This window comes from Arthrobacter sp. Soil_C_49 (assembly GCF_057656635.1).
The window spans coordinates 103,229-126,562 of sequence record NZ_JBDGJZ010000004.1 but is presented as its reverse complement, the minus strand read 5'-3'; the positions used below and the strand labels follow the sequence as shown (position 1 = coordinate 126,562).

20 protein-coding genes and 1 pseudogene are annotated in these 23,334 nt (G+C 65.3%); 14 read left to right on the top strand and 7 right to left on the bottom strand.

What is annotated here, in order from left to right:
• Positions 1-10 precede the first annotated feature (10 nt).
• On the bottom strand, positions 11-853 hold the full coding sequence (locus AC3A4Z_RS08760) for an esterase/lipase family protein (protein ID WP_498711239.1): 843 nt from the start codon (positions 851-853) through the stop codon (positions 11-13).
• Between the two features lie 285 nt (positions 854-1,138).
• Positions 1,139-1,975 carry a CPBP family intramembrane glutamic endopeptidase gene (locus tag AC3A4Z_RS08755; protein WP_498711238.1) on the bottom strand — a complete coding sequence of 279 codons (837 nt, stop codon included), beginning with the start codon at positions 1,973-1,975 and terminating at the stop codon, positions 1,139-1,141.
• 338 nt (positions 1,976-2,313) lie between these two features.
• On the opposite strand from AC3A4Z_RS08755, the gene AC3A4Z_RS08750 reads away from it, so the two are divergent.
• The 5 genes from AC3A4Z_RS08750 to AC3A4Z_RS08730 all read left to right on the top strand — a co-directional run bounded on the left by AC3A4Z_RS08750 (position 2,314) and on the right by AC3A4Z_RS08730 (position 7,325).
• Positions 2,314-3,306, top strand: a complete 993-nt coding sequence (locus AC3A4Z_RS08750) for a 2-keto-3-deoxygluconate permease (RefSeq protein ID WP_498711237.1) — start codon at positions 2,314-2,316, stop codon at positions 3,304-3,306.
• Positions 3,303-4,505 (top strand): four-carbon acid sugar kinase family protein, encoded by a 1,203-nt coding sequence (locus AC3A4Z_RS08745; protein WP_498711236.1) that lies wholly within the window; start codon positions 3,303-3,305, stop codon positions 4,503-4,505. The genes AC3A4Z_RS08750 and AC3A4Z_RS08745 overlap by 4 nt, the downstream gene beginning before the upstream one ends.
• A complete protein-coding gene (gene pdxA, locus AC3A4Z_RS08740; RefSeq protein ID WP_498711235.1) occupies positions 4,505-5,509 on the top strand; it encodes a 4-hydroxythreonine-4-phosphate dehydrogenase PdxA in 1,005 nt (334 codons plus the stop codon). The genes AC3A4Z_RS08745 and pdxA overlap by 1 nt, the downstream gene beginning before the upstream one ends.
• A 119-nt stretch (positions 5,510-5,628) precedes the next feature.
• Positions 5,629-6,402, top strand: coding sequence for a DeoR/GlpR family DNA-binding transcription regulator (locus AC3A4Z_RS08735; protein ID WP_498711234.1), 774 nt, complete (start codon positions 5,629-5,631; stop codon positions 6,400-6,402).
• A gap of 95 nt (positions 6,403-6,497) precedes the next feature.
• Positions 6,498-7,325 (top strand): alpha/beta fold hydrolase, encoded by an 828-nt coding sequence (locus tag AC3A4Z_RS08730; RefSeq protein WP_498711233.1) that lies wholly within the window; start codon positions 6,498-6,500, stop codon positions 7,323-7,325.
• On the opposite strand, the gene AC3A4Z_RS08725 is transcribed toward AC3A4Z_RS08730, so the two are convergent.
• The 3 genes from AC3A4Z_RS08725 to AC3A4Z_RS08715 form a co-directional block, all read right to left on the bottom strand.
• The gene (locus tag AC3A4Z_RS08725; protein WP_498711232.1) at positions 7,322-8,050 is read right to left on the bottom strand and encodes a hypothetical protein; all 729 of its coding nucleotides are present in this window, start codon (positions 8,048-8,050) and stop codon (positions 7,322-7,324) included. The two genes, AC3A4Z_RS08730 and AC3A4Z_RS08725, sit on opposite strands and share 4 nt — an antisense overlap.
• Before the next feature lie 109 nt (positions 8,051-8,159).
• Entirely contained in the window at positions 8,160-8,663 is a 504-nt protein-coding gene (locus AC3A4Z_RS08720) for an SRPBCC family protein (RefSeq protein WP_498711231.1), read from the bottom strand.
• A gap of 273 nt (positions 8,664-8,936) precedes the next feature.
• Positions 8,937-10,439, bottom strand: coding sequence for an AAA-type ATPase lid domain-containing protein (locus AC3A4Z_RS08715; protein WP_498711230.1), 1,503 nt, complete (start codon positions 10,437-10,439; stop codon positions 8,937-8,939).
• Positions 10,440-10,600: 161 nt separating this feature from the next.
• Here AC3A4Z_RS08715 and AC3A4Z_RS08710 point away from each other — a divergent pair, with 161 nt between their 5' ends.
• The 5 genes from AC3A4Z_RS08710 (at position 10,601) to AC3A4Z_RS08690 (ending at position 14,641) form a co-directional block, all read left to right on the top strand.
• Positions 10,601-11,647, top strand: coding sequence for an amidohydrolase family protein (locus AC3A4Z_RS08710; protein ID WP_498711229.1), 1,047 nt, complete (start codon positions 10,601-10,603; stop codon positions 11,645-11,647).
• A complete protein-coding gene (locus tag AC3A4Z_RS08705) occupies positions 11,644-12,459 on the top strand; it encodes an iron-sulfur cluster assembly protein (RefSeq protein ID WP_498711228.1) in 816 nt (271 codons plus the stop codon). Before AC3A4Z_RS08710 ends, AC3A4Z_RS08705 begins: the two co-directional genes overlap by 4 nt.
• Positions 12,456-13,490, top strand: coding sequence for an NAD(P)-dependent alcohol dehydrogenase (locus AC3A4Z_RS08700; RefSeq protein WP_498711227.1), 1,035 nt, complete (start codon positions 12,456-12,458; stop codon positions 13,488-13,490). The genes AC3A4Z_RS08705 and AC3A4Z_RS08700 overlap by 4 nt, the downstream gene beginning before the upstream one ends.
• 27 nt (positions 13,491-13,517) lie before the next feature.
• Positions 13,518-13,835 carry a putative quinol monooxygenase gene (locus AC3A4Z_RS08695; RefSeq protein ID WP_498711226.1) on the top strand — a complete coding sequence of 106 codons (318 nt, stop codon included), beginning with the start codon at positions 13,518-13,520 and terminating at the stop codon, positions 13,833-13,835.
• A 230-nt stretch (positions 13,836-14,065) separates the two neighbouring features.
• A complete protein-coding gene (locus AC3A4Z_RS08690) occupies positions 14,066-14,641 on the top strand; it encodes an HNH endonuclease (RefSeq protein ID WP_498711225.1) in 576 nt (191 codons plus the stop codon).
• A 133-nt stretch (positions 14,642-14,774) separates the two neighbouring features.
• Here the strand turns inward: AC3A4Z_RS08690 and AC3A4Z_RS08685 are convergent, their stop codons facing one another.
• On the bottom strand, positions 14,775-16,019 hold the full coding sequence (locus AC3A4Z_RS08685) for a S8 family serine peptidase (protein ID WP_498711428.1): 1,245 nt from the start codon (positions 16,017-16,019) through the stop codon (positions 14,775-14,777).
• 150 nt (positions 16,020-16,169) lie between these two features.
• Positions 16,170-16,420, bottom strand: a pseudogene (locus AC3A4Z_RS08680) (2,3-butanediol dehydrogenase); the annotation flags it as partial.
• Positions 16,421-16,598: 178 nt separating this feature from the next.
• Here AC3A4Z_RS08680 and AC3A4Z_RS08675 point away from each other — a divergent pair.
• The 4 genes from AC3A4Z_RS08675 to AC3A4Z_RS08660 are packed head-to-tail and all read left to right on the top strand — an operon-like array spanning position 16,599 to position 23,329.
• Entirely contained in the window at positions 16,599-18,041 is a 1,443-nt protein-coding gene (locus AC3A4Z_RS08675) for a DUF3375 domain-containing protein (protein ID WP_498711224.1), read from the top strand.
• The gene (locus AC3A4Z_RS08670) at positions 18,038-18,697 is read left to right on the top strand and encodes a DUF4194 domain-containing protein (protein WP_498711223.1); all 660 of its coding nucleotides are present in this window, start codon (positions 18,038-18,040) and stop codon (positions 18,695-18,697) included. The genes AC3A4Z_RS08675 and AC3A4Z_RS08670 overlap by 4 nt, the downstream gene beginning before the upstream one ends.
• Positions 18,694-22,101: an ATP-binding protein gene (locus AC3A4Z_RS08665; protein ID WP_498711222.1), complete on the top strand. Its 3,408-nt coding sequence runs from the start codon at positions 18,694-18,696 to the stop codon at positions 22,099-22,101. Before AC3A4Z_RS08670 ends, AC3A4Z_RS08665 begins: the two co-directional genes overlap by 4 nt.
• Entirely contained in the window at positions 22,091-23,329 is a 1,239-nt protein-coding gene (locus AC3A4Z_RS08660; protein ID WP_498711221.1) for a Wadjet anti-phage system protein JetD domain-containing protein, read from the top strand. The genes AC3A4Z_RS08665 and AC3A4Z_RS08660 overlap by 11 nt, the downstream gene beginning before the upstream one ends.
• The last annotated feature ends 5 nt before the right edge of the window (positions 23,330-23,334 follow it).

The window sequence follows — 23,334 nt, the reverse complement described above, 5'->3', positions numbered from 1 at the left end:
GCTTGCTGAGCTAGATGCAGGACGGCTGGTAGGCCGGGTCTGCAGGGCCTGAAGGCTTGCCGAGTGCGTGCGCGACGATCTGGTGCACCACAGGATCGTTCGGCGTCTGGTCGTGTTCGAAGACATCAGCCGGGCACTTGTCCTGGATGGTGATGTTGGTGACCTGCCGGGCCGCGCCGTTCAGGAACTGGCTGTTGTAGGGGATGACCACCTCGTCATAGACCGTGGAGATGACGGTGTAGGAGGGTCCCCTGACAGTGTCGCCGATGGAGTTGAGCTGCTGCATAAACGCGGAGCCTGCCTGCTGGTCAGCGCAGGCAGCACAGCCAAGGCCGGTGTAGTCCGGATCCGGCACGGACCCCGGCGGCGGGACGATCAGGCCTTCAGTCCCGTGGTTGGATGGCGCGATACCAATGAGCTGGTGGACGTACTTCGCTCCGCCGAGGAAGCCCATGTAGTAGCGGGGCATCATTCCGCCCTGGCTGTGGCCCACCAGGTCCACCTGCTTGGCGCCGGTGGCGGAGCGGACCGCATCGACAAACGAGGCAAGTTCCTTCGCGGATTCGACTACGGGGGCGGTGGCATAGATGCCGTTTGTCTCCCCGTAGTTGAGCGCGAAAACGCAGTACCCGGCGCTTTTGAGGTAGGGAGACAAGGTGGACCAGTTCTTCTCCATGCTCTCGAACGTTCCCGGGACAAGGATTACCGGGTAGGGATGCTGTGCGCTCGGTTTGCAGGACCAGTCGTTGGCCCCGGGTGGGGAAATCTCGAGGGCTTGGGCGGGAGCCGCAACCAAGGAAGCGGACAGGACCGCGGCAGCGGCAACGGACAGGGCCCGGGCAAGCAGTGACATGGAAACCTCTTTGTTCATGTGCCAACAGGGGGCCGCTTGCTGGTGGACGAAGAGCACCAACCAGGTTGCAGCCAGGTTTTCCATGCTGGCAGCGCAGCCGCTCCAGTGGACATGGGCTGCACAAACGTGCGGCCAACTTAGTGCTGGTTCACCAAGCGCATTCGGCTCATTGTTACTGATCAGTAGCGAGTTACCCGGCAAAGGTGTCAGCACGAGCATTCAACGGCTCTTGCACGAATGTGCACATGCGAGGGGCCTGGCGTTCCTGCGGCGAGCCTGGGGCTGTCATGACGGCGGGATGTCGCGTGGCAGCCTGCCCACACCGCCCCGCTCATCCACCCGGACCAGGCTGCGGTGACCGGGATGGACCGTGATGGTGACGGCCATGAGGGCGCCCAGGCCGGCAAGGGTCCACCATGCAACAAGATACTGGTCCCCGCCCTGCAGTTCGGCGAGGAAGAACTGCGTGAAGCTGTTGAAGGCGGCGTGGAACAGGATCACCACCGGCAGGCTGCCTTGCGTACCGTTATAAAGCCAGGCAAGGATGACAGACAACGCCACTACGTAAATTGCGAACGGCAGTAACGGGCGCTGGCCCGGATCGGACACCAGTTCCGGAAGGTGCCAGGGCAACCACACCAATGCCACTAGCAGCGCGGACGCCAGTGCGCTCCGCGTGAGCTGCAGCCGTGGAAGCAGGAAGCCCCGCCAGCCCAGCTCCTCGAAGATGCCCACGATGACGAACGTGACGGCAATCAGTCCGGCAATTTGCAACACGTCCGACGGCTCCCAGCGAGGGGCCGGAGCGCCGGCGATCACCGCTGCCAGGCGGGCGAGGCCGGGCACGGCGAACGGCACACCCAGTGCCACCGCGTACCAGCCAAAGTTGACGCGCCATCGCCCCAGCTGGCGGAGGAGATTGATCAACTCCCGGCGCCCACCTGCACAGAATGCCACCAGGACGGCTCCCAGCCCCGGCCCGAACGGCACCAGCGGACTGCTCTCGGGGTTCAGTAGGACCAGCGGCCAGATGCACCATGAGATCGCATAGGCCAGGACAAGGTAAAGCACGGTTTCGTGCCGGGCTGCCCACCCGCGCAACCCGCGATTGTCCGTCGTCATCGCCGACCTTCTTTGACCACGCTGGGAACTCAAGTCTGGCACCGGCTGCTGCGCCCAAACAGGGCAACGGCACCCCTGACCGGACATTAGGTAGGGACTAGCTCAGGTGAGCGAGCGTTAGCCAAAGAGCCGCGTTAAGTGAGAGAGCGTCCGCCGGAAGGCCGCGTTAAGTGAGAGAGCGTCCGGGGGTTTCGGTGAGGCTTGCCGCTGCTCCGCAAATCAATTTGCGCATTTCGCGCATAAGGGGTTGCGCTAAACGCGCAGACTCTTTATGATTTAGATCATGCTTCGAGCCGATCGCTCGACCCCCTCTCCCCCAACAACAATGAGGTTGCAACATGCATGTCCCAATCAAGGCCACCATGGAAAAAGTTCCTGGCGGCATGATGTTGATCCCCCTGCTCATCGGCGCCCTTCTGGCCACCTTCGCACCGGACTCCGCTAAATTCTTCGGTTCGTTTACAGGCGCACTCTTCACCGGCGGCACCACGATCCTCGCCGTGTTCTACGTGTGCATGGGTGCAAGCATCGACATCAAGGCAACCCCCTACATTCTGAAAAAGGGCGGCGTCCTTTTCGGCGCCAAGGTCCTCTTCGCAGTCATCATCGGCGTCATCGCCGGCCGCTTCCTGGGCGAACTTCCCATCGACAGCGGCCTGCTGACCGGCCTGTCCGTCCTGGCCATCCTGGCAGCCCTGAATGACGCCAACGGCGGCATGTACATGGCGCTTATGGGCCAGTACGGCAAGCCCAAGGACGTTGCCGCCTACTCCGTGATGACGCTCGAATCCGGACCCTTCCTGACGATGGTCACCCTGGGCGTGGCCGGCCTGTCAGCCTTCCCGTGGCAGGCTCTCGTAGGCGCCATCATCCCGCTGCTCCTCGGCGTCCTGCTGGGCACCCTTGACCCGGCCATGCGTAAGTTCCTTTCCTCTGCGGCCCCCGTCCTCATTCCATTCTTCGCCCTCGCCCTTGGCTTCGGCCTGAACCTCGAAAAGGTCCTCAGCGCCGGTCTTCTCGGTGTCGCACTCGGCCTGTTCGTGCTGATCGTCGGCGGCGCCGTGCTGTTCTTCGCTGACAAGCTGAGCGGCGGCACCGGCATCGCCGGTCTGGCGGCGGCAACGACCGCGGGCAACGCCGCCACCGTGCCGATGCTGGTGGCAGCAGCCAACCCCGCATACCTCCCCGCCGCCGGACCCGCCACCGTTCTGGTTGCCGCCTCCGTCGTGGTCACGGCCATCGGCTGCCCCCTGATGGTGGCCTGGTACGCCAAGCGCCTCAAGAACAAGGAAACGGCAGCGGCAACTCCCGAGGTGTCCGCAGCGGTATGAGCACCAACGCAGCCACGCGCTGGGCAATCATCGCCGACGACCTGACGGGGGCGGCAGATGCAGCCGCAGCCTACGGTCCCACCCACACCAGTTGCGTCATCCTCGACGTCGACTCCACCTGGCCTGAGGCAGAGATCCTTTCCATCAATACCGAGAGCCGCTACCTGGCCCCCGGGGAAGCCGCAGCAGCCGTCACGACGGCGGCCGGCCGGGCCCTCGGGCAGCACCGGCGGGTCTTCAAGAAGATTGACTCACTGCTGCGGGGCAATGTGGGGGTGGAAGTGGCGGCAACCTTGGCACGGCTCACACAGGGCCGCGCCAAGGGCCTGGCGGTAGTGGCTCCGGCGTTCCCGGGCACGGGAAGGACCACCCTGGGTGGCATCGTCCACGTCAATGGCGTCCCCAACGCCCAAGGTAACTTCGGCGGTGACGTCGCTGCGGCGCTTGCCGCTGGCGGCCTCTCCGTTGAAGGTGCCAACGCAAGCGGAGGCACCCCGCAGGAACTGGCGCGGCACCTCCGGGACGTGCAGGCACGCGGGACGGACGCCGTCGTACTGGACGCCATTTCCGACACCGACCTTGAGCGCATCGCGGCCGCCGCGGACCTCCTCGACTTCCCGGCGCTCCTGGTCGGCTCGGGAGGGCTGGCGGGACACATCGCTGCGCGTGAAGAACGCACGGCTGCGCGAAATGCGCAGGCAGGCCTCGTCAACCGGACTTTGACTGTGATCGGCAGCTACTCCAGCCTGGCCCGCCAGCAAACCGAGGCACTCGTCGCGGCCGGCGCGGAGCACATCACGCTGGACCACGACGCCCTGGAGGATCCAGCGGTAGCCCGTAAAGTTGCCGAGGCGATGGCCCGGAACGATGTGGTGCTGACGCCCGATCCAATGGGAACCATCGACAAGTCGCAGGCACTGGTTGTGGCAGAGGCTCTGGCCCGCGCCACCGCGGCCGGCATCGGTCACTGCGACGCCCTCGTCATGACAGGCGGGGAAACGGCCACGGCGGTCCTGAAAGCCCTGGGCGCGGGCAGCTTCACCGTCCTCGGGGAGATTGAGCCCGGCGTCGTGATGAGCCTGCTGCCCGGGCCGCTCCCCCTGCTGGTTACCAAGGCCGGAGCCTTCGGGGACGCCGGTACGCTGGCCCGCACCACACAATTTCTTACTGGCACAACGACTGAAATGAGTATCAAATAATGGGACGCCCGATAGTTGCCATCACCATGGGCGATGCGGCCGGCATTGGCCCGGAGATCATCGTCAAGGCCCTGGCCGACGATGAACTCCGGTCAAAGGCACGCATGCTGGTCGTCGGCGACCTCCGCCGGCTGCAGCTCGCCGCGGACATCGTCGCCAGCCCGCTGAAGTTGCGCAAGGTCGCCGAGCCGTCGGAGGCCCTGTTTGATGAGGGCACCATCGACGTGCTGGACATCGACTGCATCCCGGAGGACCTGGCCTGGGGCGAGCTTTCCGCTGCTGCCGGACACGGTTCGTTCCTCTTCATCGAGAAGGCCGTTCAGCTGGCCATGGACCGCCAGGTGGACGCCATCTGCACGGGCCCGCTGAACAAGGCAGCCCTGCACGCGGCCGGCCACAAGTACCCCGGCCACACCGAACTCCTCGCCGAGCTGACCGGCACGGAGGAAGTGTCCATGATGCTGACCGCGCCCAAGATGCGCGTCATCCACGTGACCACCCACATCGGCCTGATCGACGCGATCGCCAAGATCAACGGCGACCTGGTCTACCGGACCATCAAGCGCGGGCACGAGCTGCTGCAGGCCTCCGGCATCGAAAACCCGAAGATCGCCGTCTGCGCCATCAACCCGCACGCCGGTGAAAACGGACTGTTCGGCTATGGCGAAGAAGCGGAAAAGATTCAGCCGGGCATCGAGAAGGCCCAGGCTGACGGTATCAATGCCTTCGGCCCGCTGCCGGCGGACACCCTGTTCTTCCTGGCCGGCCGCGGGGACTTCGACCTCGTCGTCGCCCAGTACCACGACCAGGGCCACGGTCCCGTCAAGGTCCTCGGCCTCGAGAACGGCGTGAATATCACCGTGGGCCTGCCCGTGGTGCGCACGTCCGTGGACCACGGCACCGCCTTCGACATCGCCGGCAAGAACATCGCCGACCACGAGTCGTTGCTGGAGGCACTCCGTCAGGCAGTGGACCTGGCGCCGGTCCGCGCAGAGGCGCTCTAACCACCCTGCAAGAGACGGACGGCCGGTCAGCATAGAATTGCTGACCGGCCGTTGCCGTCCCCGGCATTGTCCGGCCCGCAACTAGCATGGTTACCACAGCCACGGGAAGGAGACCGGGAATGCTCAGCGCAAACGCGCGGCGCGAGGAGATCTACCACCTTGCCGTGACCACCGGCCTGGCGTCCGTGGAGGAACTCTCCGCCCGGTTCGAGGTGACCGCCTCCACCATCCGCCGCGACCTCGCGCTGCTGAACGGCCAGGGCCGGCTGGCCCGCACCTACGGCGGTGCGATGGCGTTGGGCGCACACCCGGAGGCGTCGCTGCGGCAGCGCACCGGTGAGGCGTTCGAGCAGAAGCACGCCATCGCCCGCTGGGCGGCGTCCGTGATCCGGCCGGGTGAGAATATCCTGCTCGACGCCGGTTCCACCGCCGGTGCGCTGGCCCACGAACTGCGCGGGTTCGAAAAGCTGTCCGTGACCACCCCGGGCATCAACACCATGCAGGAGCTGGCTGAATCGGAAGGCATCGAGGTGGACTGCCTGGGCGGCCGCCTGCGGAGCGTTTCCCAGAGTTTCGTGGGGCCGCTGGCCGAAGCGGCCTTGGAGCGGATGAGCTTCGACCGCGTGTTCCTCGGTGCCGACGCCGTCACCGCCGAGGACGGCATCTGCGAAGCCAGCCACGAGCAGACCCGGCTCAAGGAGCTCATGGCCCGGCGAGGCAATGCTGTCTACGTGCTGGCGGATTCCTCCAAGCTCGGCCTGCGGCCGTTCCACGCCTGGGCCCGGCTGGCCCTCCCCTGGACTCTGGTGACGGACGACGGCGCCGACCCCGAGCAGGTGCAGAAGTTCCGGGACGCCGGGGTACAGGTCGAGGTGGCTGAGGTCGCCAGTTGAGTCGTCGTCCGTCTGCACCCAGGCTGCCCAAGTAGCCGGGCACTGCGGCGCAAACTGCCCTTGTTTACGTCCGGATCAGGCGTAGCGTTCTGTCCATGGAACCGTTTCGGGTCATCCTGCTTCCCGGCGCCGTACTCCCCGCGCACCTTGCTTACACAGCTCTGGTTGGAGCCTTGGGCCCGGATGTAGAGGCCGTCGCCAAGGAACTCGAGCTCTACAAAGAAGATGAGCCGCCCGCCGGCTGGACCCTGGACACGGAAGTAGACGGCGTCCTGCGCGAAGCCGATCATCGGGGCTGGCAGACGTTCCACCTCGTGGGTTATTCGGCTGGCGGCGCCGCAGCGCTGGCGTTCGCGGCCCAACATCCCGAGAGGCTGCAGAGCCTCGCCCTGCTGGAGCCGGCCTGGGCGGGGAACTGGGACTGGAGCCCCGCCTATACCGAGTACCGGAAGACATACGCCCAGCTGGAGGAACTCCCGCCGGAGCAGCTTATGCCCGCCTTCATGAGGCTGGGAGTGAAGCCCGACGTCGTCCTTCCGCCACCGGAGCCGGGTCCCCCGCCGCCGTGGATGGCTCAGCGGCCCGCGGGCATCAGGGCGTTCCTGCGGACCTTTAGTGACTATGACCTGGACAGGTCGCGGCTGGCCGCTTTCAGTCAACCGGTGTTCTTTGCCCTCGGCGGACTGAGCCATCCCGATGACTACGGGGACATCGCCGCCCGGCTGTCCAGAGTTTTCTTCCCGGACTTCCACCTTGAAGTGTTCCCCCACCGCCACCACTTCGACCCGCCCCACCGGGCCGAACCTGGACGGCTGGCCGAGGGGCTCTTGCGGCACTGGGCATCGGCAGAAGGAAGGACTTCCGGCCGCGCCGCCACCCAACAGTCTGACGCCGTAAGGTCGGCGGCCAGCCACGGCAGCTAAAGGTGGTCCACGAGGGAACCGGATTCTCCTGGCCGCGCCTCCCGGCCGCCCCTGAGGCGCTGCTGTACCAGTGCCACCGCTTCGACGGCGGAACGGGGGCTTGTGAGGACCGGCGTTGCGACCCCGGCCAGCAGGGCGGCAGCCGGTTCCATGCTCGCCTGGGCGAGGACGACGACGTCGGAGCGGCCTGCGAGCGTACGCGCCGCTTGGGCGATGCTCGAATGGTAGGCCTCAGCATCGCCGGCAAGGAATGCATCCCACGCACCCTCGGCAATGCTGACCTCCACGGTGATGCCGGCCCCGGCCTCCGCAGCCTCCTCGGCGAGGACCCGGGTGGTTGGCTCGATGGTGCTCGTGAGAGCCACGAGTACTCCGATTCGTGGGCCGAGGGTCATAGCCCGGCGAAGCATCGGCCGGTCGATGCGGATCACTTCCAGCCCATCGCCGGACAGGTCCTCCGCTACCTCGCCGAGCGTGGAGCAGGTGCACAGGACCACCTCGCAGCCAGCAGCACGAAGTTCGGCGAGATGTGCGGCGACGACGGCCCGCACGCTCTCCGAGGCCCCGTCTTGCCGGGCAAGCTCCAGGGCATGGGGATCCACGCGGTGGACGGTGGAGGCTGAAGGCGGGTACTCCCGGGCAAGGGCCTCAAAGGTAGCCTCGTGGACCTGCGCCGTGTGGAGGAAGCCGACTCTGCCGGCGGCATCATTGCGTGGATCGGTCATGGTTCCCGACTTTAACAGGCCTGCTGGGCCGCCGGGCCAAGGAAAAAGCGAACTGATTGCCTTCAGCCGGTGTTTTGATGTGTCCCGTGGTGGTTGACCCAGTCGAAACCTAGGTGGTGTTCGACTCCACGTAGGCCTTGATATCCCGCAGGGTCTTCTGGCGTGCCCGCAGGAGTACGCTTGCCAGCGGTTCAAGGAGCCGGTTGATCCCCGTCAGCTCCACTTCCACCCGGAACCGGAGCAGCGTGCCCCGGTTTCCGCGCGGTGTGGTGGACAGGCGGAACACCACATGGGTACCGGGACTGTCGTTGTGCATTACAACGAGCCGATCCTGATCGAAGACAACGCAGTGATAGTTGGTCGTGTGGCGCCATACGAGCAGGTCCAGCCTTTCCATCTCGGCCTTGCTGCCCACCCCCATCGGACCCTCCGTCTCCGGACGGATGGCCACAATCCCGTCCTCCCACAGGGGCTGCGTCTCGAAAAGGCGGGTGCCAACAACGTCGAAGACCGCGGGGGCTGACCTGTTGATCTCAATCGATCCGTCAAAACTGGCCAGGGTCTCTTCTTCCCTGAGGCGTGGTGGTCGGCAACTTACTCTTCGGCGGCACACCCGTCTACACCCCCTTTGGCCGGAAACTCGGGGCACACTCGGTCATTCCCCAGCGTGCCGGCCGGACGTAAGGTGGCTGTCCGCCACGACTCCTGACAACGTGGTGGAAGGAGTTACTCCGCGCGGTAATTGGGACGCCGGTGACGGGCTGCGACTCAGTGGCAGCTGCTCTGCCGACGCGTCTGCCCGGTCATTCTCAAAGTTCCGCTGTACCGCCGCGGCGGCTTCGACGGCGGAGCGAGGGCTTGTGAGGACATGTGTTTGGCAGGAGGCCTACTTCGGCGCGGAAATCCCCAGGCGGGCCATCCGGCGGTAAATCGTGGCACGGCTCATGCCCAGTTCAGCGGCGGCCGCGGCCACGGTGATGCCCGGCCGGGAAAGGTACCGGATGATCTCGTCCCTCTCGACGGCCTCGATCCGGGTGAGATGCGGGCCGGCGCGTCCCACCAGCCGGGTGGGCAGATGCCGCACATCGATGGTTTCCGTGCGCATGGCCGCGTCCTGGACCATGGTAAAAAGTTCGTCCACATTGCCCGGCCACCCATAGCCGGCCAGTGCGTGTTCGGCTGCGGCGGTGAAATCCACTTCACGCATCCGGGTCTGGCGTGCGGCGTACCTCGCCAGGGGCATCACATCAGCGGGGCGTTCACGCAAGGCAGGCACCGGCACCACAGCCTCCACCATGGCAACCAGTGGCTGCGGGACGGCGGCCAGTTCCTCCGCGGTCATACCCCAGGTGATGGTGGGTGGGCTGCCGGCCGGTGCCGGCAGTGATTGAACCGCGGCGGCAGCACGGGCGCTCAACTCCTGCGCCGCCCAGGCGGGCAGGAGGTCAACGTTTTCCACGATCACGGCGGTATCGGGCTTGGACAGCTCGGGGGTCCAGAGCGACAACCACGCCTCCACGTCCTCCGGTTCCGGAGCCGCCGCGCTCAGGATGCGGCTTCCGGGGCGTGCCTGGCGGATGGCCTGGCCCACCAACGTGGCGCGCCCGGAGCCTGGTTCTCCGACGGCGGCCACCACCTTGTTTGCCCCGAGGGCCAAGGCCGCATGGTCCAGTGCGTCAGTCCAGCCCGTGGACATGGCGCGCAGTGTTCCCGCACCCGGCTCAAGCCGGCCCCTCTGTACCCGGAAGACACCGCCCTTGGGTCCCGCTTTCGGCCTGTGGCCACCTGACTTGGCGAGCATGAGGGCAGCGGTGTTGCTCGCCGCCGACTGGGCCAGGGCCAGGAGCAGCTCGGGCGACGACTTGGACCAGGTGGTGATGTTCACGCTGCCCTGAAGACGTCCGCTGAGGGGATCGATCACCGGCACCGCAGCGCAGGTGTACGTCCGGAGGCTTGCGCTGTAGTGTTCCTCGGCACGCACCAGGCTCGGCGTCCGGTCCGCCAGCGCCATACCCAGCCCGCTGGTTCCCGCTTCCCGCTCGGAAAAGGCAAAACCGGGAGCCAGATGGACCTTGTCGAGTGCCCGCAGCAGTGACGTGTCGCCACTGAAGCGGTTGAGGACCAGCCCGTTGGCGTCGGTGAGCATCAGGCTGAGTGGCTCGTTGGCCAGCGTCTGGTACAGGCTGGTGAGCACCTCATGGCCGCACTGGTAAAACAGCGAGTCACCGGCCACGGACCCGGCCCAGACGGGGTCGATGATCTCGGCCGAGACACCGTACTCTTCACTGCGCTGCCATGAGGCAAGAAGGCGTTTTGAGACAGTAGTCATCATGCCTTCCGCGCCGCCGGCCTGGGGCCGCGGGACGGGAACGTTCTGATCCGGCGCCATCGCCGTCCTCCTTGTCCTGGTCATTCGAGATTACGGCGTGGAGGTTCAAAAGGCGATGCCACCGTGTCTCAAAATGAGACACCGGTCACAGGTTGACAGGTGCCTTTTGGCCATAGCGTCGTCCTTGTCGCGACTATGGCAGTCGCGGGGAGGAGAACGATATGTACAGCAAAGATGGCGAGAATTACTTCATCGTCGACGCGCACGTCGCGTTGTGGGACGCCCGCCCGGAGAACCAGCGGAATATCCAGGCTAAGCAGTTCATCGATTGCTTCTACGACTATCACCGCAACCTCGGTCCGGAGGAGGAACACTGGACCTACGAGGAATTCCTTTACCAGGGCGGCGAACGCCTCATGAAGGATCTGTTCGAGGACGGCTACGTGGACCACGCGATCTTCCAGCCGGCCTACCTCGGCGCGTTCTACAAGAACGGATTCGCACAGGTGGAGGAGGCGTACAACCTGGCCGCGGCAAATCCGGGCAAGCTCACGTACAACCACTGTTATGACCCCCGCGAGGGTGAGGCGGGCCTTGACCGGCTCCGCGCCGACCACGAGAAGATGAAGTTCAAGGGGGTGAAGCTCTACACCGCGGAATGGCGCGGCGAATCCCGCGGGTACAAGCTCTCCGACCCCTGGTCCTACCGGTATTTCGAGGAGTGCCGCAAGCTCGGCATCAAGAACATCCACATCCACAAGGGCCCTACCGTCCGCCCGCTGGACCGGGACGCTTTCGACGTCGCCGACGTGGACCATGCCGCCTCCGACTTCACCGACCTGAACTTTGTGGTGGAGCACGTCGGCCTGCCCCGGCTGGAAGACTTTTGCTGGATCGCCACCCAGGAACCCAATGTCCATGGCGGCCTGGCCGTCGCGATCCCCTTCATGCACACCCGGCCGCGGTACTTCGCCCAGATCATGGGTGAGCTCATCTACTGGATCGGCGAGGACCGGATCCAGTTCTCCAGCGACTACGCCATCTGGTCACCGCGCTGGCTGATCGAGCGGTTCGTTGACTTCCAGATCCCGGAAGACATGACCGAGTACGCCCCGCTCACCGTGAACCAGAAGAAAAAGATCCTGGGACTGAACGCGGCGAAAATGTACGACATCCCGGTGGCCGCCGAGCTCCAGCTCCCCAACGCGGACGAGACAAAGACAGGACCGCGGCAGCCCGAACGGGCCGACCTGGCGGGCGCGGCATGACGGCGGTATTGACGGAGCGCACCCTCCGGGATGTGGCGGTGACAGCCGAGGACGTCCGCCGGGCGCTGGGGGCCGTGCTGGATCCGGAGCTGGACGAGCCCATCACGGATCTGGGCTTCGTCCGTTCCCTCGGGATCACCAGCTCCCTGGCCGGTGCCGTGGTGACCGCGCACCTGCGGCTGCCCACGTCGTTCTGCTCGCCGAACTTCGCCTACCTGATGGCGTCCGACAGCAAGGACGTGATCTCGGCTCTGCCCGGGGTGGCGGCGGTGGTGGTTGAGCTCGATGACCACCACGATTCCGCCCTGATCAATGCCGGCCTCGCGGCTGACGCCGGGTACCGGGGCACCTTCGGCAACGAAGCCGAGCACAGCCTGGAGGAGCTGCGGTGGACGTTCCGCCGCAAAGCGCACACCGCCGCGATGGAGCGCTGCCTGACCGAACTGCTGCGGGCCGATACCACACTGGCGGAAGAAAGCGTGGGGACGGTGCGGCTGGGTGACCTGCCCGCGGGCCGGACCAAGGACGCTTTAGTACGACGGCGGATGGCGCTTGGGCTGCCCGCGGAACCTGCCGCCGTCGTCCTCGTTGACCATAACGGCGTACCCTACCCGCCCGACAACGTGCCGATGGCGTTGCGGCGGGCCCGCTCCACCCGCATTTCCATTGACGGGAATGCCCACTTCTGCCGTGGCCTGCTGCGGACACGCTACGCCGGCTCCGGCGCCGACCAGACAGACCGGCCTGAGGGAGCCGAGCCTGCCGACCACCGCCACCTGCTTCCGTTCACAGTCAAGGAGATAAACCCATGAACACCATGCGAGCCATCCAGGTGGTTGGCTACCACGAAGGCCTGAAGATGACCGAGGCGCCCATTCCGGAAGTGGCCGGGGCCTGGGACGTGGTGGTCAGGATCGGCGGAGCCGGCGTGTGCCGGACGGACCTGCACATCCTCGAGGGCCAGTGGGCAGAAAAGTCCCAGGTGCACCTGCCCTACACGATCGGGCATGAGAACGCCGGGTGGGTGCACGCCGTGGGCAGCGCCGTCACCAACGTCAAGGAAGGCGACAAGGTGATCCTGCACCCGCTGATCACCTGCGGCCTGTGCCGCGCCTGCCGCTCCGGGGACGACGTGCACTGCGAGAACAGCAAGTTCCCGGGCATCGACACCCACGGCGGGTACGCCGAGTACCTCCTCACGTCCGCCCGGTCCGTGGTGAAGATCGACGATTCCCTGGAACCCTCGGACGTGGCGGCCCTGGCGGACGCGGGCCTCACGGCCTACCACGCAGCGGCGAAGGCGGCCAAGAGGCTGACGCCGCGGGACAACTGCGTGGTGATCGGCGCCGGGGGCCTGGGCCACATCGGGATCCAGGTGCTGAAGGCGCTCACTCCGAGCCGAATCATCGTGGTGGACCGCAACCCGGCCGCCCTTGAGCTGGCGAAGTCGATCGGGGCCGACGTGGGGGTCCTTGCGGACGGCTCGCAGGTGGAACAGGTGCGAGCCCTCACCGGCGGCAACGGCGCCGAGGTACTCATCGACTTCGTGGGCGAGGGCGGTGCGACGTCCGAGGGGATTGCGATGCTGCGGCAGGCCGGCGACTACTTCGTGGTGGGCTACGGCGAGGACATCAAGGTGCCCACCATCGACATCATTTCCTCCGAGATCAACATCATCGGCAACCTCGTGGGGTCCTACAACGACCTGCAGGACCTCATGGCCCTCGCCGCCCGCGGCGCGGTCACGCTGCACACCCAGAAGTACAAGCTGGACGATTTCCAGCAGGCCATCAGCGACCTCGACGCCGGCAAGGTCCGCGGCCGCGCCATCCTGGTCCCCTGATCCTTCCCATCCGTCCAAGGAGGACCCATGATCTTCATTACCGCAAAATTCCCGGTGAAGCCGGAGCACGCCGACGCGTGGCCGGAGATTTCAAGGGATTTCACTGACAAAACGAACGCCGAGGAGGGCTGCCTGTTCTTCGAGTGGGCCCGCTCCCTGGCCGACCCCAACACGTACATCCTGATCGAGGCGTTCCGCGACGACGAGGCCGGCGGCAAGCACGTGCAGTCGGAGCATTTCAAGCGGGCGACGGCTGAGCTGCCGGCGTACCTGGCCCGGACTCCGGACATCGTCAACGTCAAGGTGGACGGGTGGTCAAAGCTCGGGGAGCTCGCGGTGGAGTAACGGCTGGCCCCGACTGCAGTGATGCCGCCGGGGCAGCGCTGCCGCGGCGGGGCATCCGTGGACCCGATTGAGGTGGCGGAAGTTTGACGAGTCACGGGCAGAATCCCAAGGGGGACGCGGAACCTCGGCAAAAACTGAGCTAAACCTGGGACACCGGCCTCCGCCCTGGATATACGATTTCCGAGACATCCGGGACCGGGGGCTTCCGCGAGCTGAAAATGGGGGGAACGATGCAGGAACTGGGCCGCATCTATTGGACACGACAGAGCCTTCGCCTGGCCTACTCAGCCTTGATGGTGTGGCTGGCCAGCGCCGTGATGACGGCGCTCATGCCGAAGGGAACGTTTGTCGCCGGAACGGCACCGTCCTCGGCCGCCGAGGTTCTGCGCGGCCTGGTGGACAGCGTCGTCGCCGCGGTCGCTCTCCCCGGCGTGGCCGTCGTCGTGCTGGGCATTGTGGGCGCCGTCATGAACGCCCGGGACGTCCGACGCCGGGACCCGGTACGCCGCTTCACCCGCCAGCAGCGCCGCGAGGGGATGGCCCGGGCAGGTGGCCAGTGTGAGATGGAAAGCGGATTCGGCCGACGGTGCGGCCGCCCCGCCGAGCACGGGGACCACTTCTATCCGTGGTCCAAAGGTGGCTCCACGAGCCTGCAGAACTTCGTCGCTGCGTGCGCCCGGTGCAACCGCGCCAAGCGTGCCAGGATTCCGTCGCCGGCCCAGCAGCAACGTCTGGAACGACGACGTCGGGACTACGTTCTGCCGTCGTCCTCCGTCAGTGTCGGCGAACGGCAGCCGCTTCCCTAGGCAGGTGTTCTGCCGACGAGTCTGCTTGGTTCATTCTTGAAACCCGTTGTACCACCGCTACGGAACGGCGGAAGTGAACCTTGAGGTCCTAGTGGCGTGCCTTCCGTGAGGAGGACGAACCTACTTGGCGTTGTCACCAATGTACGGCGAGGTCTGCGTTCACCCGGCCGTGGCTCCAAAAAGTCCCGATGCCCTCAATGGTGTCTGTGCTCGATTCCACCTTGGCGCGGACTGTCGAATTGCTCGCGCCGGGGTTGGCACTCCAGGCGAGCGCGGCCACTGCAGCAACAATCGGTGAAGCCATGGACGTGCCGCTGCCGATGTCGTAGCCCTGGGAGCGGTTGTATTCCCTCGCCAGGACAAATTTGTGGTTGGGGAAGGTGGAGTAGACGCTGACCCCTGGCGCTGCGACATCCACCCACGTGCCATAGGTGGAAAACGATGCCTTCTCGTCCCTGTTGTTGGTTGCCCCCACGGCAATGACGTTGGGGTAGGCCCCCGGGTACATCATGGTGGTGCTGTTTCCGTTGCCGGCTGCAGCAACGAGCAGCACGTTGGCGTTCCAGGCGTTATTGACCGCAGTCTGCAATGTGGTGGAGGCCCCTACAGCGAGGCTCATGTTGATGATCTTCGCGCCACTCTTGACGGCCCAGTTGATGCCGTTGGCGAGGCCTGAGCTGGACCCCATCCCCGTATCGCTGAGGACCTTCCCAGCCAGGATGGTGCAGCCGGGGCACACGCCGGCGACGCCAATGCCGTTGTCGGCGAAGGCAGCCACGATGCCGGCGACGTGTGTGCCGTGGCCGTAGTTGTCCTCGTTGTTTCTCGATGTGGTGAAGTTGGCCCGTGCAACCACCTGGGGATTGATGTCCGGGTTGTCGGTGGCGACGCCGGAATCGAGGACAGCAACTTTGATCCCGCCGCCCTTCGTGACGGTCCAAGCTTCCACGGCGTCCACATCGGCGTCCTCCGTGCCTGCGGATATCGGGATATTGCCGTCAGTGTTCGTGAACTGTTGTGCAGTGTTTTCCAAGGCGTACTGGCTCGGGAAGTAGGTGTCGTTTGTGGCAGGAGTGACAACATAGTCCGGTTCCGCATATTCAACCGCCGGGTTCCGGCTAAGTGCTTCAATGAGCTGCAGTTCCTTTCCGGCCGGCACCGTGATGAGGTGCGCGCCCGTGCTGCCGACGCCGGGCCCGTCACTGAGCCCGTGCGGGCGGAGGACTCCCGGGGCCGCAGTGTTGTCGCGGAACTTTACGAGGATCTGCCCCGCCGTGATCGAGGGGCCGGGCGCGGCATTGCCCGGGACCACGGCGCCCAGCAGGGTGCCAACAACCATGACAAGAGCGGTGAGACCGGCCAGCACGAGTTTTTTCATAGGGTCATCTTCCGCGCCCGGGCACCTGCTGGATAGGGGGAAAGACCCTAATGTCCCGCAGCTGCCATCCGGGGCGAGCGCCGCCGCCCGTACTTCCATGCGGCAGGGCGGACGACGGCGGGAGCTCCTCCCGCCGTCGTCCCGCCCGTACGGGTGCACCAGCACCTTCACCGCGGTGTCCTTGTGGTTGATGAGGGTGTCGAAGCCCTGCTGCACCAGGTCCTCCAGCGCATCCGGCCGGTGATGAACGGCTTGAGGTCCACCTTGCCCTCCTGCATCATCCTGATCACCGCGGGGTGGTCGCGGACATAGGCGATGGTGCCGCGCAGGTCGATCTCCTTGAGCACCAGCTTCTGCATGTCCACAGTGGCGGGCGCGCCCCATCTGGACACGTTGATCACATTGAACCAGACGATACGAAGGAATAGCGGCGGCTACCGGGCACTGCAAAGTGCGAGAGCCTTCGTCGAAACCTGCCTTTAAGTGATAGAGCGTCTGAGCTGGAACGGTGCGTGAACTATGTCGTAGCCATCGCCTAGAGTGATTTCGACGACGAGATGCACCAAACATGGGACCCCAATGGACTTCTACGCCATCAATTCCCTGCGGGAAAACCATGCAGGTTGGTCACTGCTCCGTGCCCAGAACGCGCCCCTGGCACTGACGTTTTTCATGGCCGCGTTCACGGGTCCAAACCAGCGCAACCTGGGCCGGCAGGAGCTGATCGACGTCCTGGATGACGTGCTGTTCGGACTCAGGGACAGAGAAGGCGGGGACAGGTTTCCCCGTCCCGCAGGTGAATACCTTGATGACTGGGCGGCCGACGAGCGCCAATGGCTACGGAAGTACTACGTCCCCGGCGAGGACGAACCCCATTACGATCTCACCGCGGCAGCGGAGGACGTGGTCCGCTGGGTGGAGAACCTTCGCGGGCGGGACTTCGTCGCAACCCAATCCAGGCTCACCAGCATCTTCGCGGTACTGAAGCAGCTGGTGCAGCAGTCCGAGACGGACCCGGAGGTGCGGCTCGCAGAGCTGCAGCGCCAGCGGGACGGGATCGACGCCGAGATGCAGCGGATCCGCGAGGGCAACATCCGCGTTATGACCGGCCCGGAAGCGTTGGACCACTTCCAGCAGCTCACGGCCCTGGCCAAGGACCTGCTCTCCGATTTCCGCGAGGTGGAGCAGAACTTCCGCAAGCTGGATCGGCAAGTCCGCGAGCAGATCGCTACGTGGGACGGTACGCAGGGTGAACTGTTGGAGTCGATTTTCGACAACCAGCAGGACATCAGCAGCTCCCTCCAGGGGCGCACCTTCCAGGGGTTTTGGGACTACCTGATGTCGCCCCAGCTCCGCACCGAACTGCAGGATCTGCTTCAGCGCGCTACCCGGATCGAAGCCCTGGCCAAAACGGACAGTCTGAACGCGCTGGCCAACCTCCACCAGGACTGGCTTCCCGCCGTTGAACAGACTCAGGCCACGGTCCGCCAGCTCTCTCAGCAAATGCGCCGACTCCTGGACGACAAGGTGTTCCTTGAGAATAAACGCATCATGCAGCTGATCCGCCGCATTGAATCCGGTGCATTGGGCACCCGGGAGGCACCGCCGTCGGGCGCTTTCATGGAAATTGACGCACCATCCGTGGACGTGGTGCTGCCCTTTGAACGGCCCCTTTATGAGCCCACCCGCAAAGTGCTGGTGGACGACGCCGTCGAAACGGCCGACGACGCCGACGTGGACGCCTCGGCCCTGTTCGGCCAGTTCTTCGTGGACAAGGAACGCCTGCAGGCCAACATTGACGCCATTCTGGCCGAGGCGGAGCAGGCCACCCTCGCCGAAGTCACGGCAGCGTACCCCCTCTCCCAGGGCTTGGCGGAGGTGGTGGCGTACTACCAGCTGGCCACCGAATCGGACTGGGCCACCATCAACCCGGAACAGTCCCAGCGCCTGTCCTGGCAGCTGCCGGACGGCTCCATCCGCGAAGCCACCCTCGAACAGATCATCTTCGGAAGGCCGGCATGAACGTCCCAGCCACAGCTGACACTGAAACCCGCACGCCCGAGGAGCTTCCCGCCGTCGTCACCCGGCTCTTCAAAGGCGTGCTCTACGCGGAGAACGACGAAAAGCTGTGGCAGTCCCTGCTCGGGCTGACCTCGCACGTGCGCGACTACGTGGCGGTGCTGGGCCTGGACCTGGTCCTGGACGAGTCCGAAGGCTACGCGTTCCTGCGGTCCAAGGATGATCCGGACGGCACACTCCCCCGGCTCATCGCCCGCCGCTCCCTGACCTTCAACGTCAGCCTGCTCCTGGCACTGCTCCGCCGGCGCATGATGGAGTTCGACATCAACAGCAGCGAGATCCGGCTCATCATGAGCGAGCAGGAAATCGCGGACATGGTCTCGGTGTTCCTGCCCGAATCCAGCAACGAGGCCCGAATCATTGACCGGCTGGGGGCTGCCATCAAGAAAGTGGTGGAGCTCGGTTTCCTGCGCAAGCTCAGGGGGCAGGCAGATACGTACGAGGTGGCACGGATCCTGAAGGCGTACGTGGATGCACAGTGGCTGGAAGAGTTCGACGCGCGGCTGGCTGACTACCGCGCCACGCTCGCCGGTGAGCCGGCCGCCGGCCCACGCGAACCAGGGCACGGGACGGCATCAGAAATCGGGGAGGACCTGTGACGGCGGAACCGGCCACGGACTTGCAGGACAGCCTCTTCAGTCTGGATGAAACAGCTGCCGACGGCGGCACTCCCCCGGGCTTCCGGCTGCACCGCCTGGAGTTGCTCAACTGGGGCACCTTCCATCAGGGGGTGCGCACGTTCCGACTGGACGGGGCGAACAGCCTGCTCACCGGCGACATCGGTTCGGGGAAGTCCACGGTGGTGGATGCGATCACCACACTGCTGCTTCCGGCGCACAAAATCGAGTACAACAAGGCCGCAGGGGCGCAGAAGAAGGAGCGCTCCCTCATGTCGTACGTCCGGGGGTTCCACAAGAGCGCCCGGAGCGCCGGTGGAGAGTACTCCAAGCCGGTACCTTTGCGCGCCACCGGCCAGCTGACGGTGGTGCTGGGCGTCTTCCACAACGCCGTGCTCGGCAAGTGGGTCACGCTGGGCATCACGTTGTGGGCTACTCAGGAGGCGGGGCAGCCCAACCGGTTCTACTCGCTCGCGGAAGCGGACCAGTCCATCGCTGCCGACTTCAGCAATTTCGGCCAGGACCCGCTGAAGCTGAAGAAGAAGCTACGCGCCGCCGGTGTGTCGGTCCAGGATTCCTTCGATCCGTACGCAGCGGCCTTCAAGCGCCAGTTCGGGATCAGCGGCAACCAGGCCATGGAGCTGTTCCACCGCACGGTGTCCATGAAGCAGGTGGAGAACATCACCTCGTTCGTCCGCGGCAACATGCTGGAGGAGGATGACGTCGCCACCCGCATCACCAACCTGATCCACCACTTCGACGACCTGAAAAAAGCCCACGACGCCGTCCTCCGGGCCAAGGACCAGATCGCCCTGCTGACACCCATCACGGAGGGCGCCGCACTCCATGCCGCGCTGACAGCCGACGATGAGCTGGCGCGCAAACAACGCGACCAGCTGCATCCGTGGTTCACGGACCGAAAACTGCAGCTAAGCCTGGAGCACCAGGCCGAGCTGGATCGCACCGGGGTGCGGCTGCAGGAGGATTCGGACCGGCTGACCCGTGAGATCAAGCAGCTGCGCCTGGTCCTGGCCGGGGTGGAGGATGACATCCGCACCAACGGCGGCGGACGGCTCGCCGCGATTGACGCCGAACTTGCCGCTTTGGCTGCCAAGTCGGCCGAGCAGAAACAGCGGTTCGAGGCCTACTCGGCCGCGGCATCGGACCTTGGCCTGCAGGCCCCCGAGGACCGTGTCCTCTTCGACGCGAACCGGGCGGGGCTCGCCGGGGTGGAACGGGACTTGGCGGCGCGCTCCGAGGCGCTGCATGAAACGCGCACCACGCTGTCCATCCAGCAGGCAGGGCTCGAGGCCAGGTCCGGGGAGATCAAAGCCGAGCTCACCAGCCTGCAGGCCCGGCGCAACCTGATTCCGCTCCCCCAGCTGGATATCCGCCGCAGGCTCTGCGAAGGCATCGGGATCACGGACAGCGATCTGCCCTACGTGGGCGAGCTGCTCAAGGTCCGCGAAGGCGAGGCCGCATGGGAGGGCGCTGCTGAGCGGATCCTCCACGGGTTTGCCCTCTCGCTCCTGGTCCCCGCAGAGCACTATGCCGCGGTCAGCAGCTGGGTGGATGCGAACAACCTTCGCGGCCGGCTGGTGTACCTGAGGGTCGGCGAGTCCTACACGCCCAGGGCCGCCGAGCCGGGGACGCTGGCGGCGAAGATCGCCATCAAGCAGGGCACCCCGTTCCGGGACTTCCTACAGGACGAGCTCAGCAGCCGGTTTGACTACTTCTGTTGCGAGAACCTGGCCGACTTCCGCCGGTACCCCAAGGCGTTGACTGCCAACGGTCAGCTCAAAGGCGGGCGCGGCCGGCATGAGAAGGACGACCGCAAGGACCTGGCGGACCGGCGCAACTACGTGCTGGGCTGGGACAACCATGACAAGATCGCCGGGTTCCGCGCCGATCTGGATGGGGTACAGGGCCAGCTGAAGGTTGTGGCCGGGCAGCTTGACCGTGTCAACGGTGAGATGGGGTCTCTGGGCCGGCACAACCGGCAGCTCGGTGTGGTGGGTTCCGTCACGGAATTCGGTGAGATCAGCTGGCAGGCGACGGCCCGCACCATCGAGGATCTGAAGGCGGAAAAGCGGGCCTTGGAAACCACCAGCGACGTCCTGCAACAGCTCATGGGCACGAAGGAAGAAATCTCCCGGCGACTCGAACAAACTGAATCTCGGGCCGAAAAGAACCAACGCAACATCGGGACTAACCAGGGCGCCGCTAAAGACATCGCCGAGGCAATTGAGGAGTGCCGGGCCATCCTTGTCGATACGCCGGTGATTGACGACGCGGGGGTGCTGGCCGCCGTTGGACGCCTCACCGACGCAGCACTCGGCGACAAACCGCTCACCTACAAGAACACTGCCGCTGTAGAAAGCACTGTGCGGAACGGGTTGACGGACACCATCGACGCGCTGTCGAAGAGGATCGCCCGTGCAGGGGAGAGCACCGTCACCAAGATGGCAGACTTCCGCAACAAGTACCCGAACGAAACCACGGACGTCGACGCCTCTTTGGAGGCCGCGGCGGACTACAACCGGCTGCTGGAGCAGCTGGTGGGCAACGACCTGCCCCGGTTCGAGAAGCAGTTCAAGGACCTGCTGAACCAAAACACCATCCGCGAGGTGGTGGCGTTCAATGCGTTCCTGGACAGCCGTCGGCAGAACATCATTGACCGGATCGGCGAGATCAACCAGTCCCTGGCCGGTATTCCGTACAACACGGGCCGGCACATCCAGCTGGAGCACCAGGCCACGACGGACCAGGACGTGCGGGAGTTCGGCAGCGACCTGCGGGCGTGCTCGGAGGGGACCATCGGCGGGACCGATCAGTACTCCGAGCAGAAGTACCTGCAGGTGGAGCGGCTGATTGACAGGTTCCGCGGCCGGGAAGGACTGACTGACCTCGACCGGAAATGGACGGCGAAGGTGACCGACGTGCGGAACTGGTTCACATTCTCGGCGTCGGAGAAGTGGACGGAGACCGGCGAGGAATACGAGCACTTCACGGATTCGGGCGGTAAGTCCGGCGGTCAGAAGGAGAAGCTAGCGTACACCATCCTGGCGGCGGCCCTGGCGTTCCAGTTCGGGTTGGGGTCCGGCAAGGGAGCGGGCAGGAATGCCGGCAGCGGCAGGAGCTTCCGGTTCGTGGTGATTGACGAGGCGTTCGGCCGTGGTTCGGACGAGTCCGCCCGGTATGGGTTGGAGCTGTTCCAGCGGATGAAGCTGCAGCTGCTGATCGTCACTCCCCTGCAGAAGATCCACGTCATCGAGCCGTTCGTCTCGCATGTGGGGTTCGTGGCGAACATCAACGGTGACGATTCCCAGCTGCGCAACATGACCATCCAGCAGTACCGCGCGGAGAAGGAGCAGTATGCCCGCTGAATCCTGGACCACGATGGCGGACCTCAGGGCCTTGTCGCTGAAGGCGTGGAGCAGCGGTTCGCTCCTCCGGGAGCTGCTGGAGCCCACCGGACTTTACCCCCGGCGCCGTCCGTTGAAGCGTCCGACGGCGGCAGAACTGCTCAGCGATTACGCGGCGGTCCACGCGTGGGCGTCCGAGCTTTTTTCGGGGGCAGGTGCCTACTCTTTGGAGACGGTAGAGACCGGGCGGCGGACTGTGGGGGCCAATTCCGTTCCCGCCGCGGCTGTATTCGCCACTGTTGAGGACGAGATCTCCTTTGTTGGGAAGTCACGGGAGGGCGGCGCTCTTCAGTCTCTGGCCGAGGGCCTTGCCGGACTGGATCCCCAGCTGGTGGACTGGGCGGCGAGGCGGCCGCTGAAGCTCCTGGAACTGGGACCGGCCGCCGTGACTGCGGCGCGCGTAGCGTTGTGGCTGCGGGACAACCCGGCGCCGGCCATCTACGTCCGCCAGTTGGGTCTGCCCGGGGTGCACACGAAGTTCGTCGAGCGGCACCGGCAGGTTATTGACCAGATGCTGGCCTCCGTCGAGTCTTCTCCCTGCGACCAGGAAATGTCCGCAGGTGAGGACGAGCTGGAGTCCTCGAATTATGATGCGGGGCTCGAAAACGGCGCAGGAAGGACACCTGCGGCGAGATTCGCTCGACGGCACGGATTCCTGCACCCTCCGGAGTTAGTGAGGTTTCGTCTGTTGGATCCTGAGAGTGACCAGTTCTGCGGGGCCCGGGACATCACCTTGACGGCCGAAGCGTTCAGTAGGTTGCGGCTGGCAGTGGATACCGTCATAGCAACGGAAAACCAGGTGAACTTCCTGGCGCTTCCTGACCGCCCGCGGACGCTCGCACTTTATGGGGGCGGGTACGGGTTCTCTTCCCTGCGGGGCGCCGCCTGGCTCCGGGGCTGCCGCGTCCTCTACTGGGGCGATATTGACACCCACGGCTTCCGAATCCTCGATCAGCTCCGGGCCGTCCATCCGCACGTGGAGAGTGTCCTGATGGACGAGAGAACCCTACTTGCACACAGGGGTGCTTGGGGTAAGGAAGAATTGCCCTCGCGGGCGGCGCTCGCGAGGCTGACGGCGGCAGAAGCGGCGCTATACGAGTCGCTGGGGAACAGCACCTATGGCTCGAATATTCGTCTGGAGCAGGAACTGATCAACTGGGGCTGGGCGCTCGAAGAGCTGGAGGCCTGAAGTCC

What these genes read in the sequence shown, in the direction of transcription:
- AC3A4Z_RS08660 (WP_498711221.1), top strand. Translation starts at nt 22,091, where the DNA reads ATGCCCGCTGAATCCTGGACCACGATGGCGGACCTCAGGGCCTTGTCG.
- AC3A4Z_RS08715 (WP_498711230.1), bottom strand. Translation starts at nt 10,439, where the DNA reads ATGGCGCCGGATCAGAACGTTCCCGTCCCGCGGCCCCAGGCCGGCGGC.
- AC3A4Z_RS08690 (WP_498711225.1), top strand. Translation starts at nt 14,066, where the DNA reads ATGCAGGAACTGGGCCGCATCTATTGGACACGACAGAGCCTTCGCCTG.
- AC3A4Z_RS08725 (WP_498711232.1), bottom strand. Translation starts at nt 8,050, where the DNA reads ATGACCGATCCACGCAATGATGCCGCCGGCAGAGTCGGCTTCCTCCAC.
- AC3A4Z_RS08735 (WP_498711234.1), top strand. Translation starts at nt 5,629, where the DNA reads ATGCTCAGCGCAAACGCGCGGCGCGAGGAGATCTACCACCTTGCCGTG.
- AC3A4Z_RS08685 (WP_498711428.1), bottom strand. Translation starts at nt 16,019, where the DNA reads ATGAAAAAACTCGTGCTGGCCGGTCTCACCGCTCTTGTCATGGTTGTT.
- AC3A4Z_RS08730 (WP_498711233.1), top strand. Translation starts at nt 6,498, where the DNA reads ATGGAACCGTTTCGGGTCATCCTGCTTCCCGGCGCCGTACTCCCCGCG.
- AC3A4Z_RS08750 (WP_498711237.1), top strand. Translation starts at nt 2,314, where the DNA reads ATGCATGTCCCAATCAAGGCCACCATGGAAAAAGTTCCTGGCGGCATG.
- AC3A4Z_RS08675 (WP_498711224.1), top strand. Translation starts at nt 16,599, where the DNA reads ATGGACTTCTACGCCATCAATTCCCTGCGGGAAAACCATGCAGGTTGG.
- AC3A4Z_RS08705 (WP_498711228.1), top strand. Translation starts at nt 11,644, where the DNA reads ATGACGGCGGTATTGACGGAGCGCACCCTCCGGGATGTGGCGGTGACA.
- AC3A4Z_RS08710 (WP_498711229.1), top strand. Translation starts at nt 10,601, where the DNA reads ATGTACAGCAAAGATGGCGAGAATTACTTCATCGTCGACGCGCACGTC.
- AC3A4Z_RS08695 (WP_498711226.1), top strand. Translation starts at nt 13,518, where the DNA reads ATGATCTTCATTACCGCAAAATTCCCGGTGAAGCCGGAGCACGCCGAC.
- AC3A4Z_RS08700 (WP_498711227.1), top strand. Translation starts at nt 12,456, where the DNA reads ATGAACACCATGCGAGCCATCCAGGTGGTTGGCTACCACGAAGGCCTG.
- pdxA (WP_498711235.1), top strand. Translation starts at nt 4,505, where the DNA reads ATGGGACGCCCGATAGTTGCCATCACCATGGGCGATGCGGCCGGCATT.
- AC3A4Z_RS08670 (WP_498711223.1), top strand. Translation starts at nt 18,038, where the DNA reads ATGAACGTCCCAGCCACAGCTGACACTGAAACCCGCACGCCCGAGGAG.
- AC3A4Z_RS08745 (WP_498711236.1), top strand. Translation starts at nt 3,303, where the DNA reads ATGAGCACCAACGCAGCCACGCGCTGGGCAATCATCGCCGACGACCTG.
- AC3A4Z_RS08760 (WP_498711239.1), bottom strand. Translation starts at nt 853, where the DNA reads ATGTCACTGCTTGCCCGGGCCCTGTCCGTTGCCGCTGCCGCGGTCCTG.
- AC3A4Z_RS08755 (WP_498711238.1), bottom strand. Translation starts at nt 1,975, where the DNA reads ATGACGACGGACAATCGCGGGTTGCGCGGGTGGGCAGCCCGGCACGAA.